The sequence below is a fragment of the Desulfobaculum sp. SPO524 genome (assembly GCF_044987625.1).
Classification (GTDB): Bacteria; Desulfobacterota; Desulfovibrionia; order Desulfovibrionales; family Desulfovibrionaceae; genus Desulfobaculum.
The window spans coordinates 1,150,263-1,163,609 of sequence record NZ_JBJDSB010000002.1; the positions used below are offsets into that span (position 1 = coordinate 1,150,263).

At 62.2% G+C, this 13,347-nt stretch carries 10 protein-coding genes; 7 read left to right on the forward strand and 3 right to left on the reverse strand.

Features of this window, described 5'->3' with window-relative positions; all coding sequences use genetic code 11:
* Positions 1-60: 60 nt before the first annotated feature.
* On the reverse strand, positions 61-1,473 hold the full coding sequence (locus ACI3L3_RS10685; RefSeq protein ID WP_404845095.1) for a GDSL-type esterase/lipase family protein: 1,413 nt from the start codon (positions 1,471-1,473) through the stop codon (positions 61-63).
* A 732-nt stretch (positions 1,474-2,205) separates the two neighbouring features.
* Here ACI3L3_RS10685 and ACI3L3_RS10690 point away from each other — a divergent pair.
* A complete protein-coding gene (locus ACI3L3_RS10690) occupies positions 2,206-2,730 on the forward strand; it encodes a hypothetical protein (RefSeq protein ID WP_404845096.1) in 525 nt (174 codons plus the stop codon).
* Positions 2,731-2,757: 27 nt separating this feature from the next.
* Positions 2,758-3,642, forward strand: coding sequence for a hypothetical protein (locus ACI3L3_RS10695; protein ID WP_404845097.1), 885 nt, complete (start codon positions 2,758-2,760; stop codon positions 3,640-3,642).
* A 193-nt stretch (positions 3,643-3,835) separates the two neighbouring features.
* Here ACI3L3_RS10695 and ACI3L3_RS10700 read toward each other — a convergent pair whose 3' ends face one another.
* Both ACI3L3_RS10700 and ACI3L3_RS10705 read right to left on the reverse strand, forming a co-directional pair.
* A complete protein-coding gene (locus ACI3L3_RS10700) occupies positions 3,836-4,606 on the reverse strand; it encodes an alpha/beta hydrolase (RefSeq protein WP_404845098.1) in 771 nt (256 codons plus the stop codon).
* A 360-nt stretch (positions 4,607-4,966) separates the two neighbouring features.
* A complete protein-coding gene (locus tag ACI3L3_RS10705) occupies positions 4,967-6,538 on the reverse strand; it encodes a sigma-54 interaction domain-containing protein (RefSeq protein WP_404845099.1) in 1,572 nt (523 codons plus the stop codon).
* Between the two features lie 343 nt (positions 6,539-6,881).
* Here ACI3L3_RS10705 and hpdB point away from each other — a divergent pair, with 343 nt between their 5' ends.
* The 5 genes from hpdB (at position 6,882) to ACI3L3_RS10730 (ending at position 13,054) form a co-directional block, all read left to right on the forward strand.
* The gene (hpdB, locus tag ACI3L3_RS10710) at positions 6,882-9,596 is read left to right on the forward strand and encodes a 4-hydroxyphenylacetate decarboxylase large subunit (protein ID WP_404845100.1); all 2,715 of its coding nucleotides are present in this window, start codon (positions 6,882-6,884) and stop codon (positions 9,594-9,596) included.
* 2 nt (positions 9,597-9,598) lie between these two features.
* Positions 9,599-9,859 carry a 4-hydroxyphenylacetate decarboxylase small subunit gene (hpdC, locus tag ACI3L3_RS10715; protein ID WP_404845101.1) on the forward strand — a complete coding sequence of 87 codons (261 nt, stop codon included), beginning with the start codon at positions 9,599-9,601 and terminating at the stop codon, positions 9,857-9,859.
* A gap of 84 nt (positions 9,860-9,943) precedes the next feature.
* Complete coding sequence (locus ACI3L3_RS10720) at positions 9,944-11,239, forward strand: nitrate/nitrite transporter (protein WP_404845102.1); 1,296 nt, start codon at positions 9,944-9,946, stop codon at positions 11,237-11,239.
* A gap of 80 nt (positions 11,240-11,319) precedes the next feature.
* Complete coding sequence (locus ACI3L3_RS10725; protein ID WP_404845103.1) at positions 11,320-12,300, forward strand: glycyl-radical enzyme activating protein; 981 nt, start codon at positions 11,320-11,322, stop codon at positions 12,298-12,300.
* A gap of 145 nt (positions 12,301-12,445) precedes the next feature.
* Positions 12,446-13,054 carry a DUF4125 family protein gene (locus ACI3L3_RS10730; RefSeq protein WP_404845104.1) on the forward strand — a complete coding sequence of 203 codons (609 nt, stop codon included), beginning with the start codon at positions 12,446-12,448 and terminating at the stop codon, positions 13,052-13,054.
* Positions 13,055-13,347 lie beyond the last annotated feature (293 nt).

A 13,347-nucleotide genomic window follows, 5' to 3' on the forward strand; every position in this document is an offset into this window, starting at 1 on the left:
TTATGAAATATACGGCAAGCTCCGCGCCACCGTTACGCCTCCCACACCAGCCAACGCCACTTAGCGGGCCACACCCGCCGCGCCCTCTCTGGGCGCTCTTACGCTTTCTGCGCCGTCGCCACGCAGGGCGGACACAACCGTCCGCGCAATGGCGCGGGCCTTGGCCTGCTGCCCTGCGGCTGTCATATGAGCGAGGTCCGTATACAAATCATTTTGCCCGGTGAGGGTTTCGGCAAGGTCAAGAAGCGTCACCTCCGGCATGCTCGCCGCCACACGGCGAGCCACGGCATTGGCCGCGTCAATGGCCGGTGCCTCCTCGGCGTACCGGGCCTGCGCCGATGTGGAACGGGGCTGCGTCACCACCACCAGCCGCGCCCCGTTTGCCCGCACCAACGCGGCCAACGTGCGCACTGCCCGCTCATAGGGCCGCCAACGCTCCGGGCGGTCAATCAGGGTCAGGTCCCGCTCGCGCGGCTGATAGATGGCATGCCACAAGTTCATCCAATCCGGCGCGCCAACACGCCACACGCCAAGACGCGCCAGCACGCTTATCCGCAGCAGAGGCCGCAGGCTCGCCGGAGGACGCGCCGGGGCATAGGCCTTGTACGCATGGCTATAATCCGGGCGCATGGTGCGGGTATTGACCACGGCCTCAATCTCGTTCCAGCCATGGTGGAACACCACAACATCCGGCGCGAAGGCCTGCCCGTTCAGCATATAGTTCACGACGGAGTGCAGGCTGGTCCAATAGCCTGTGCCAAAGTTCAGCACCTCGTACCGCGTCTCTCCGGGCGCGGCGTTCAGGATGTCCTCCAGCGCGCGGGGGTAGCCCGTAGCCGTGGTGGAACCGCCAAGACACGCCACGCGCACGATGCCCTGCGGCTTCGCCAGCGACCATTGCGGCCCGATAAAACCGTACGCGTTAAACGGCACCCCGCGGCTGAGCACCTGTGCGTCGGGATAATACACCCGCCCGCTTCGCCCGCGAAAGTGCGTCAGCGCCTGCCCTTGAAAAAGCGCCCCCGATGCGTCAAGAGAGCGGGCGATGCGTTCACACGGCGCGGCAAGCTCGGGCGCGGAGCGCACCACCGTCCGCGCGCCAAGCTCCGCCCACAGCACAACCATCAGCCCCAAAAGCACCGCCACAGTCCGTGGCATCCGCGCCCCGCGCCACCAGAGCGCCGCGCCCACAACGATGAGCGCCGGGCCAAGGCCACCCGCCACGCCAAGCACCGCAAGCTCGGATTCGCCGGGGACCATAAACATCGCCGCAAAGACCGGCGGCAGACACGCCGCGCCACTCACCACGCACAGCGCCGCCACAAGCCGCGCCGCCGCCCGCGCCCCGCGCTCGTCACGGCGAGGCGCGCCCAGACGCGCGTCATGACGTGCATCCTGACGCGCGGCGTTGCCGCCACCGCCCGGCGCGGGCGATATTTCCTGTGACGCGCCCTTGTCCGCTTTGTGCGTCATTCTCCCTCCCACACACGGTTGCCGTTCTCCCGCCGCCTTAACCACTGCTCCAGAACTGAAAAACTCGCCACCGCTCCCGCGCCCCTTGCGACAAGGGCGAAACACGTGCCCCCCATACCGCCATAATCTGTTCCCGGACACAGGTGTTCCCCATGTTCCGAGTTATACAGAGACTCCACCCTCAACGGCCCGCCCTGCTTGTGCACATCGCCCTTGGCAACATGTGCACACATTGTGCAATCTTGTGCAACACAGCCCCTCACAAGTTGTGCAACGTGGTGCACAACACGCGCGCCGCACTTGGCACATCTTTTTTGAGCTTTTCTCTAACACCGCGCATTTATTTGACTTTCATTTTTGGCACGGGGATTGATAGAGAGAAGACAACGGCAATGGTTGACGGACCATAAGCCACCTCCACAGCTCTCTAAAAACACTAACCCGTCACGGCGCAAAAGACGACTCCCCCCTCGTCGCGCTGTGAACCTCTCCTCTTCACCTAACGACTGCATCCTCAACAGGCGGCCGGGACCGGCGACATCCCGGCCGCCACCCCCTCTCCAAAAAGCCGCGTCATCCCCACCCTCTGGATGGCGCGGCTTCTCTTTTGCCCTGCATCTGCCCCCCACACTGCTCCGTGGCCTCAAGAGCCTGAGGTCCGGGCAATTTCACACTGCCCGTTGTGCGCCGTGCCCACGGTGGTGTATGCTGGAGCCAAGGGAGGGCAAAGCAGTGAACGATGTGTATCCAGACCGTTTTCGCCTGCTGGGCATCATTGCCTTTCGCGGCGGCATCGTGGGACTGTTGTTCGGGGTGCTGTGGGCGCGCCTGACGCGCCCGGACTTTTACGAGCCATCGCCGGATGTCTGCGTGCTGGCGCTCCTGCCACTTATCGCCGGAGCCGCCGCCGCGTTGGTTCCGGCCCTGCAACGCTTTTTCCGCAACACACCAAGCCTTGCCATCTCCAATATGGAGGTCTTCATAGACTGCTCCATCCTTGGCCCCACCATCGTCCGGTGGGACGACGTAGAAAACGTCCGGCGCCGCCGCACACTGTTGACGGATTCCATTGAAATCGTCCTCACGGAGCGGGGCGTGGAGCGGCTGGACTTCTGGCGGCGCCTTGCCCTGACCTTCGGCCTCGGCGGGTCCGCCAATTCCCTGCGCATCCCCGCCAGCATGCTCCCAGGCGGGGTAGACGCCATCGGCAGTGAGCTTGGTCATATCTTCCGTCAACGCGGCACGCTTCTCGGCTAAGGCCCGCCGCACCCCGCAGGAACGCCCATGGACAGCTTTCACGCAAAACACAGCCTCACCGCCCACTCTGGGCAGCCCTCCCGCGCCGCTTCCTCCGACGACCCGGCGCGGGACAGCGTGGTGCGCATCATCCTCAACCTTGGCGACGCCGGGCACGCCGTAGGCAGCGGATTCGTGGTGGCAGGACCAGGCGGCCCCAGCGTCATTACGGCCTTCCACAGTCTCAGCGGCGGCGTCTGCCTGCGCGAACGGCTCCGCGCCAAAACCATGCCCCCGCCCATGCGGGGCAGCATCCGCCACGGGGCGGAAGTCATCGCGGAATTCCCCCTGTACCAACGCGGCATCAGCATCTTTCTGCGCCACCCCGCGCCGGAGCGCGCCAACTGGTGCGACGTGGCCTGCATCCCCTTCGACACGCTCACGCTGTATGCTGTGGGCGCCTCGCGCGCGGCGCGCTTTTGGTCGCTCCCCGGCATAGACCTGCCGCGGGTGGATGACGGAGCCACGCTGGTGGACGACATGGCCGTGCCCGTGGGCAAACCCGTTCTGCTGTATGGCTATCCCGGCGGGCGCGACTTTTGGGGCGCTCCCATAGGCGTCAGCGCCACCATTGCCGCGCACGCACCGGAGCGCAGTTTTCTGCTCATTTCAGGGGATATGGATATGGGGTGTTCTGGTGCTCCCGCCATGGCGCGAGAGTTTGGAGGGTATATGCGCAGCGCGCAGGATGGGCCGCAGCACGTCGCCTCGCGCACGCCCATCGTGGACCAGTGGCTGGGCATGTACAGCGGACGCCTCTACGCCGTGGACGCCGCCCGCCAAGTAACGCAGCACGAAACGTCCGTTGGCGTGGTGTGGACGCCGGAAACCATCCGGGACGTCATAACAGACGGCGTGCCCGACGTTCTGTAGCCCAGCGTCGCCGCCCGCGCCAAAAAGGCGCGCCACAGGACTCATGAATGAAGCGCGCAACCAAAAAACGCCGCCCAAAAGCTGGACGGCGTAAGACGTAACAAGAAGCCGGGTGCGCCCGGCAAGCCCAAGCCCACCACGCTGTGGGGGCCTGTTCCACAATCGCCAGCCAACACGAGCCAAGGCGACTCATCTACCGCTCAATGCGCCGCAGCACAAAATCACGCGCCAAGCGCTCCACAACAGACCGCGTTTCCCGGTGGGTGGTGAGCACGTGGCGGCTGGTCACCGTTTCCGAGATGGGCAACAACCGCACCTCCCGCTCGCAGGAGCGGACCTTGGTGATGATTTCCCACGCATTCTCCTGCGGGACAGTCCGGTCCCCTTCACCCTGAATCACCAGCAGCGGAGCGCGTACGTCCATCAGCCGTCGCCGGGTGGATCGCATCCCCATAAGCAGGCTGTGGAGCGGCCCAAGGGCCATCACGCCCTCATACCCGCGCCACGGCGCAATGGCCACGGACTCGGGACGGCGGCGGCTTGTGGGCCACATGGGCCGGACCTTTTTGAGAAGGGGGATAAAAGGCAGTCGCCAATCTGTGCAGACAAAGGGATACAGGCGGTACAGAAACAGCGGCGCGGCCATGGTGACGATGCCCGCCGGGTCAAAGCGCTGGGCGATATGCAGCGCCAGCGTCCCGCCCATGGACAGCCCCATCACAAACACGGCCTTGTACTGGCGCGCAAGGTCGGCGTAGGCGTCATGGGCCGCAACGGCCCAGTCGTGAAAATTCGTTGTGCACCAGTCGTCCACGCTGGTGCCATGGCCGGGAAGCAGCGGAACGGAGACCGGAAGCCCCTCCGCCTGAAAGACGCCCTCCAGCCCCTGCATCTCGTACGGCTCGCCGCCAAAGCCATGCAGAAGCAACACGGCGGCATCACGGTGTTTTGTCTGTGTAGGCATACCCCTACAGATAGCCCGTGACCGCCCACCGCGCAAGGGGCCGAAAGCCCCCCATCGCGTCCCCGGCGCTGTCCCCTCGGGGGACGCCGCCCCGAACGCGCAGAGGCAAGCGCTGCCAGCTCACAGGCAGAGCGGCCACCTCTCAGCCGCACTCTCGCCCGGCACTGTCCCCTGTCCTGCGCGCTCCCGCACGCGCCTCGTGCTTTGCCCCGGTCCCCTCCATCGTCCAAAAGGGCAAAGAAGGACCGGGGCGTACGGAAAATGCTACGATTTGCCATACAACGCGCGCAAAGCATGTCACGGGGCCGAGGAAGCCCGACGGACCGCAGCGGCTCCGGCTCGGTGCGCTCACACGTCCAGTTATGACACGGCGGGATCAGGCTCCCGCTCCGTACACTGTGGGCGCCCTTCCATGTCGCTGATTTCGTACTTGGCTATCTTCTTGTACAGAAGCGGGCGCGATATGCCGAGGAGCTTCGCGGCCTTGGAACGATTCCCTTCGGCGGTGGCCAGCGCAGAGCGAATGGCGCGGCGCTCGGTCTTCTCCACCATGGAACACAGACTGAAGGAATCATCGTCCAGCAGGTCTTCATCCGGACGGGGGGTGACAGAGTTCTGAATAAGCACGCGCTGAACATCACTTTTGCCGATGCGGTCATGCTTTACCATAACCAGCAGGCATTCCAGCACGTTTTTCAACTCTCGGATATTGCCCTGCCAACTGTGGTGCTGCAGGGCGAGGATGGATTCCGGGGTCAGGCGCTTATGAAAGATGCCATGCTCACGCGATATCTCGCGCCACAGTTGCTTGGCGAGGCGGGGTATCTCCTCCAGCACCTCACGTAGTGGCGGGATGGTGACCGGGATGACATTCAGGCGATAGAACAAATCCTCGCGGAAGGTGCCCTGCGCAACCATATCCTTGAGGTTGCGGTTGGTGGCGGCAATGATGCGTACGTCCACCTTCTGGCGCTTTTCACTACCAAGGCGCTCCACTTCCTTTTCCTGAATAACGCGCAGCAGCTTCACCTGCGCGGCAAGCGGCATGTCGCCAATCTCGTCGAGGAAGATGGTCCCCTTGTCCGCCAACTCGAACTTGCCTTTGCGTCCGCCCTTACGCGCGCCCGTAAATGCGCCCTCCTCGTAGCCGAACAGTTCGCTCTCGATAATGGTTTCCTGAATGGCGCTGCAGTTGAGGCGGATAAAGGGACCACAGGCGCGCAGGCTGTGGTTGTGGATGCTCTGAGCAAAGACCTCCTTGCCCACTCCGGACTCGCCCTGCAGGAGCATGGTCACGTCCGTTTGCGCGGCCTGCATGGCAACGCTCTTGGCGTGGCGCAGCTTCGGGGCCACGCCCACGATGCGGTCGAAGGTGTAGCGCGTATCCGTGTGCGCGGACCGCAACTGGCGCAGGTCCTTAATCTTGTTTTGCAGGGACTTGATCTTGTTGGTGAGGAGCTGCACCTCCTCCATGTACCGGAAGCGGATCATCCCCACCACGCCCACGCACTCCCCCTTCTCCACAATGGGAATGCGCGAGACCACGTACGGCTTGCCGCATATATCCTGAAAGTGATCGTGCTCCGCCTCGCTGGTCTGCGCGGCGATATGCATGCGAGTGTTCTCTATGACTTCGGTCACGTGCCGCCCCAGCACTTCGCATGTGCGGACGTTGTGGACCTCGCAAAAGCTGTCGTTGATGTAGATGATGTACCCTTCCGTATCAACGACCATGAGCGCGTCCGCACAGTAGTCGATAATCTTGCGCTGAAATTCGATGAGGTGCTTGATGTCCGCGAACCGTTCCACTCCACTCAGAACGTCCACCCCCTTGGGGAACGACTCCACATCCAACGTGTTGCCATCCAGCGCGTGAGAGACCAGCAGACCTGCCCGCTTGAGATTCCGGGAATCGACCTTCAGCCCTTGCATGAGTGTCCTCCAGATTTAGTCACGGTTCACATCAAGCGTGTCGCAATGGGTGTAACGCGGCGTGACACCCGTGTCACACACAGACACATATGTGAAGAGTTTGTCAATCCTCGATTTCCGGCATTTTGAGCGCACGGCCCACCGCGATGGCGTGTCACGCTGGGTTACACATTTCGCCATTCCATAGCACAGGAGTCCACTTTCCATAGTATTTTAAAACACTGAAATACTTGATAAATTTTGAAAACCCTTCCCCCGCAGAGGCCTTGGCACACTCCCTGTAATGCTCCGGGTGTCATGAAGCGACACACAGTTTCATTCACCACTCAAACGGAGGCCTCACATGGCTAAAACATTCAAGGAAGTTATGGCAGATGCTGGCATCTCCATGGATTTCCAGGCGTGCGGCACCGCACCCCAAGAAATCGTGGACCGCGAGATCGTCCTTGAGCCCCACGAGCGGGTTCAGAAACTCAAGAACATCTTCATGCAGACGCTCTCGTCCGCAAACAACGAGTTCCCCTACTGGTACACCCGCGAGTACGTGAAGCTGGACAACGAAATTCCCGTCGTCCGCCGGGCCAAGGCCCTGAAACGCGCGTTCAGCAACCTCACCCCGGTCATCTTCCCCGGTGAAAAGCTGGTCATGCACAAGGCGCACTACTTCCGTGGCTCCTTCCCCATGCCGTGGCTGTCCGAGGGCTTCTACGTGGCGCAGGAAGACGAGCTGTATCAGGAAGCCATGAAGCGCGGCTCCGCCTCCGCTGACGAGCACTCCAAGTTCGGTTCCGGCGGCGGCAACGTGGTCGCCAGCTTTGGCAAAGTCATCTCCATCGCGGGCAAGTTCGGCATGCGGCAGGAAGAAATCCCCGCACTGGTCAAGCTGTCCAAGATGTGGGTGGGCAAGTCCGTGGACGACCTCGGCAACAAGTACGAGAAGATGGTCCCGAACTACGAGACCAAGGAACAGATCATGCGCAGCATCGTGTGCATGTTCGACTCCGGCTACACTCTTCCGCAGGGCCGCGAGGTCATCAACTATTACTATCCGCTGGAATACGGCTTTGACGGCATCATCAAGATGGCGCGCGAGCTGAAGGACAAGGTGGCCGGACGCGCCGACGGCGACGGTCTGGTCGGCATGAACCGCCTCTACAACTACGAGGCCGTCATCAATGTTGTGGAAGGCGTGCAGAACTGGGTGCTGAACTACGCCAAGGAAGCCCGCCGCCTCGAATCCGTCGAGCAGGACGAAACCCAGCGCGCAGAATATGCTGAAATCGCCGAATGCCTCGAATGGATCGCCCACAACCCGCCGCGCACCTTCCGCGAGGCCTTCCAGATGATTGAAACGGTCCACCTTGCCGTGCTGAACGAGGACGCCATCTCCGGCATGTCCCCGGGCCGCATTGGTCAGGTGCTGTACCCCTACTTCGAGCAGGACATGGCCGCCGGCCGCCTGACCGAAGACGAAGCCCTTGAGCTGCTGGAACTGGACCGCATCGTCAAGACCTCCATCGACTGCTTCGCCTCCATGGGCGTTGTGGGCGGCGTGCTGTCCGGCAACACGTTCAACACGGTGTCCGTTGGCGGCTTGGACAAGTTTGGCCGCCCCGCCACCAACCGTCTGGAATACCTCATCCTCAAGGCCGCGGCGTCCAACGCCATGCCGCAGTCCACCATTGCCCTGCTCTACGACGAAAAGCTGCCCGAGGACTTCCTGGTTCTGGCGGCGGAAGTCATCAAGACGGGCGCTGGCTACCCGGCGTTCATGAACAACCAGATTGCTCTGGAGTTCCTGACCGCGCACTACGGCCCCGAAGGCATGACCAATGAGGAAGCCCGCGCATGGGCCATTGGCGGCTGCCTTGAAACCTCCGCAGGCTGCTGGAAGCCCCTGCACCTGAACGGCAAGGAATACTGGATTCCCGGCGGCTGCGGCCAGCCCACCAGCGTTGGCGTGCACTTCGTCTCCATGCCCAAGATTCTGGAACTGACCCTCTTTGACGGTCTGGACCAGCGCACGGGCGAGCGTGTGTTTGCCCCGCACGGCAAGAAGCTGGAGAGCTACGAGGAAATCTGGGAGCAGTTCAAGCTGTACTGGCAGGAGGCCGTGGACGTCCTCACCCTGACCAACAACATCCAGCACGACGTCTGGCGCAAGAACAACATGGGCGTCTTCCAGTCCATGCTCAAGCCCGACTGCCTGGACTCCGGCCACCTGATCAACGAGCTCGGCTACCGCTACAACGCCACCTACAACGTGGAGTCCACCGGTACCATCACGTTCGTGAACTCCATGGCCGCCCTGCGCAAGCTGGTGTTCGACGACAAGAAGGTGGACCTCGATACCTTCCGCACCGCCATGCTGGAGAACTTCGGCTTCCGCACCGCGCACGAGGTCAACTCCTTCTCCATCGCGGACCAGCAGAAGCGCGACGACGACAAGGGCCAGTGGAACAAGCTGCACTTTGAGTGCCTGCAGGCGCCCAAGTACGGCAACGACGACCCCTACGCGGACGAAATCCTCCTCGACTGGGAGAACTTCTTCTGCCCGGACTGCTACAACTACGAGTCCCTGTACGGTCACCCGCTCTACGCGTGCCAGATTTCCGTCTCCACGCACGGAGCCATGGGTTCGGCCACCATTGCCAGCCCGGACGGCCGCCTGTCCGGCACCACCTTCGCGGACGCATCCCTGTCCGCCTACCCCGGCACGGACCGCAACGGTCCCTTCGCCCTCATGAGCTCGGCCTCGGTATGGGACCACTCCATGTCGCAGAACTCGCAGCTCAACATCAAGATCCACCCCAGTGCCATTAAGGGCGTGGAAGGCTCCCGCAAGCTCGTAGACCTCACGCAGGCCTACATGCGCAAGGGCGGCTTCCACGTGCAGTACAACGTGGTGGACTCCAAGATGCTGCGCCGCGCGCAGGACAAGCCCGATGAATACCGCGACCTGATGGTCCGTGTGGCGGGCTTTACCCAGTACTGGGTGGAAATCGGCAAGTCCGTGCAGGACGAACTCATCGCAAGAACCGAATACGAGGGGATTTAGACATGAAACTGGAATACCGCGACACCCGTGAATTCGTGCCCGTTGACGTGGACAAAGGGCTGGACCGCCTCACCGGCGAAATGGTCAAGGGCGACGCCGAAGCGCCCGAAGGCTACACCATGCTGCCCAAGTGCAAGTTCTGCGCGAACTACGAGGGCACGGACACCTTCGACGGCGTCTGCCAAGCCAGCCAGCAGGAACCCAAGTTCATGGCGTACGGCGACATGACGGCAGTCACCTGCGAGATGTTCAAGGCCAAATAGCCCCACCACGAGCGGCCGGGAGGAACATCCTCCCGGCCTTTTTCCACCGGGCGGCCAGCCGCCCCCTCAAGAAGAAGGTTCACTATGCAAAGCAAGAACAAACTCTACGGATGGTCCGTGGTTGTCGCCTCGTGGCTGGCGCTCTTTTGCCTGTTCGGCTACCGCGCCACCTTCTCCATCCTCAAGGTGCCTATGAGCACGGACATGGGCTGGAGCCAGGCCGAGGTCACCCTTGGCTACTCCCTGATGATGATGTTCTACGCCATCTTCGCCTTCATGTGCGGGATGATTTTGGACAAGTGGGGCACCAAGCCCGTGTACTTCTGCGCGGCCATCTTTGGCGCGGCGGGTTTCTACGTCACCAGCTACGCCACCAGCCTGCCGTTCTATTACTTCTCCTACGGCGTCTTGGCGGGCATCGCCACGGGCATGCTGTGGGTGTCGTCCACCATTAGTGTGCGCAAATGGTACGTGGGTAAGGACTACGCCAAAATGTTCGGCCTCGCCTTCATGGGCGCGCCCATGTCGCAGGTCATCATGAGCCTGTTCGTCAAGGAGAGCCTTGCCGGGGCGCAGGGCGACGCGTGGCGCTCCGCCATGCAGCTGCTGGGCATCCTGACCCTTGGCTGCCTGCTGCTGGCCACCATCGTGGCCAAGCGCAACCCCGAAAACTACGGCATGGAGCCTTTTGGCGAGGTGCCCTCCTGCTCGCCGTCCGCAGCCGAATACGTGTGGAGCATCCGCGAGGCCTTCTCCACCTATCCCATCTGGTGCGTCATCCTCACCTTCCTGACCAGCATGCTGGCCGAGTTCCTCGTGTGGACGCAGATGGTCAGCTACTGGACCGCCGACCTGGGCATCTCCCTGCCCAAGGCCACCAACCTCTACGTCACCATTGGCGTGGTGGGCATCTTCTCCATGCCGCTTATGGGCATTGTGGCGGACAAGGTGGTGCAGGCGTCCAAGTGCGAATCGCAGGGACGCAAGCGCATGCTCATCTTCGGCCCCTTTACCGGCGCCATCGCCTGCGGCCTGCTCTTGATGCAGACCGCCACAACCACCCTGCTGGGCATTCTGGCCTGCTTCATCTTCGCCATCTACTGGGCCGTGGTTCCCGGCGGCGTGGTGGGTTACACGGGCGCGGTCTATGGCCGCAAGACCCTTGGCAAGATATGGGGCCTCGCCACGCTCATCGTGATGGGCATTGGACCGTTTATCGGTCCGCTCATCGGTGGCTACCTCAAGGACTCCACGGGCAGCTACACCTACTCCATCCTGTTTGCCCTTGGCTCCTTCATTGTCTCCATGCTGCTGGCCTCCACCCTGCCGCTGGCCACACAGCCCGCTGACGCTGGGGAGAAGGTCGCCAGTCAGGCGTAACCCCTTCTGAACCAGACTGACCACCGGGGCGCACGCGTGTGCGCCCCGGCCTGAACCATACCAAGCCCCAAGGAAGCGACATGTACAAGGTTATTCATCCCCAGACGTCACCAACACCAGCCGCAGGCCTGACGCCGCAGCCCACCGGACTGATTTTCGACGTACAGGGGCACTCCGTCCACGACGGTCCGGGCACGCGTACCACCGTCTTCCTCAGCGGCTGCCCCCTGCACTGCGTGTGGTGCAGCAACCCAGAAGGGCTGTTCCACTCGCCCGTGATGATGCACCGGTCCAGCCAGTGCCAGTGCTGCGGTAACTGCATTACAACCTGCCCGGTTGGCGCGCCCTCGGTGCAGGACGGCGTGCTCGTCTTCGACAGAACCAAGTGCGACGGCTGCACCACCCACGAGTGTTTGGACACCTGCTACCACGAGGGCCTCGTCGTCAGTGGCGAGCGCTTCACCGTGGACGAACTGATGCGCATCCTCCAACGCGACAGGCAATTCTGGGGAGCAAACGGCGGCGTCACCTTCAGCGGCGGCGAGCCGCTCATGCAGAAGGATTTCATCCTTGCCATGCTACGGGCATGCAAAGAGCACTACATGCACACCTGCATTGAAACCACCTCCTGCATAGAGACCGAATTCTACCTGAAGGCCACCCGCTCTGTGGACTGGATCTTCACGGACCTCAAGCACATGGACTCCGCCAGCCACAAACGCCTGACCGGCGTCGGCAATGAACTCATCCACAAAAACATCCGCCTGCTGGCCCAAAGCGACTGGAACGGCGCGCTCATCCCGCGCATGCCCGTCATCCCCGGTGCCAACGACTCGGACGAGAACATTGAAGCCACGGTGGCCTTCATCCGCGACATCGGCCTTGATGTGGTCAACTTCCTGCCCTTCCACCGCCTTGGGGAATCCAAGTACCGCCAGCTAGGGCGCACCTACGCCTACGCCGAGCAGACCGCCCCCACGGACGAGCAGATGAACCACTTTAAGGACATTGCCGAGAGTTACGGCCTGTTCTGCTTCCTTGGCTGGAACACACCGTTCTAGGCCGCATCGCCCGCCGCGCGCCCCTGTGGGGGGACGCAGGCGCTTCGACCACGGCGCGGGCGAAGCCCCCGCCACATACGCCGCACACGCGGCGCGCAGAATCCTTAAGCGGACGGCCTTTCCGCCGCCCACGGGAGCGACACCCATGAAGGATACGCAAAGACAGCGCACCATAGAACGCATCGTGGATTTGGAGCTGGAGATGTTCAAATCCGTCTATTCCAGCGTCCACACGCCCTGTCAGGACCACCTGCAAACCTTCCGCGCCATGCGCTGGATGACGCACTCCGTCATGCCGCAAAACGTGCTGGACGCCTACCTTGACGACCTGCAGGAGGCCAAAGGTTACGACCGCAACCTCATGGTGGAGAAATACGCGCGCATGGAAGGCCGCATGCCCCCCATCCGCGAGTCCCTGCTCATTGATGAAATAGTGGATACGGAAATGGCGTGGATGCGAGAGATGCACAGCCGCTATCCGGCCCTGTTCGAGTCCAAGGGCGAGACCTTTCGGACCTACATCTCCTGCGAACTGGAAACCCTGTCCCTCAATACGCTGGAGCGTCTGCACAGCTTTGTGGTGGACTCGCGCCGCGCTGGGCGCAACCTTGTGGAGGAGCGCTACGACAACCTCTTCCGCCATACAGGCTACGAGTCCACAGCCCACCGCAACCAGATAGAACAACAGCGTCAAAATGCCCAAAACACCGAAAGCGCCGCTAAGCCCACAGAAGCGGACACAGGCGCGGCATAATCCCTTCCGGCACTGAATCAACCAAGACTCACGCCCAAAAAATACGGCTCCCTGTGTGCAGCAGGGAGCCGTATTGCGAGGGGTCTTGTGACGAATCGCTGATAGTCACAATATGCAAAGATCCCTTGGGGCGCGAAGCCACATGGAATCAGTGTGCCTGAAACCGGCGAACCTTCCCGGACGGTACGCGTCCGGCGGGTTCTCAACTGGGAAGATTGTATGCCTCGAAAGGTCGGCAAGACCTATGGTCATCGTCCGAACTTTCTCCTTTGTCAAGGCTTTCTCCAAAGATG

Excerpts from the sequence above, each read along its gene's own strand:
- hpdC (WP_404845101.1), top strand. The coding sequence starts at position 9,599 with ATGAAACTGGAATACCGCGACACCCGTGAATTCGTGCCCGTTGACGTG.
- ACI3L3_RS10685 (WP_404845095.1), bottom strand. The coding sequence starts at position 1,473 with ATGACGCACAAAGCGGACAAGGGCGCGTCACAGGAAATATCGCCCGCG.
- ACI3L3_RS10725 (WP_404845103.1), top strand. The coding sequence starts at position 11,320 with ATGTACAAGGTTATTCATCCCCAGACGTCACCAACACCAGCCGCAGGC.
- hpdB (WP_404845100.1), top strand. The coding sequence starts at position 6,882 with ATGGCTAAAACATTCAAGGAAGTTATGGCAGATGCTGGCATCTCCATG.
- ACI3L3_RS10700 (WP_404845098.1), bottom strand. The coding sequence starts at position 4,606 with ATGCCTACACAGACAAAACACCGTGATGCCGCCGTGTTGCTTCTGCAT.
- ACI3L3_RS10720 (WP_404845102.1), top strand. The coding sequence starts at position 9,944 with ATGCAAAGCAAGAACAAACTCTACGGATGGTCCGTGGTTGTCGCCTCG.
- ACI3L3_RS10730 (WP_404845104.1), top strand. The coding sequence starts at position 12,446 with ATGAAGGATACGCAAAGACAGCGCACCATAGAACGCATCGTGGATTTG.
- ACI3L3_RS10695 (WP_404845097.1), top strand. The coding sequence starts at position 2,758 with ATGGACAGCTTTCACGCAAAACACAGCCTCACCGCCCACTCTGGGCAG.
- ACI3L3_RS10705 (WP_404845099.1), bottom strand. The coding sequence starts at position 6,538 with ATGCAAGGGCTGAAGGTCGATTCCCGGAATCTCAAGCGGGCAGGTCTG.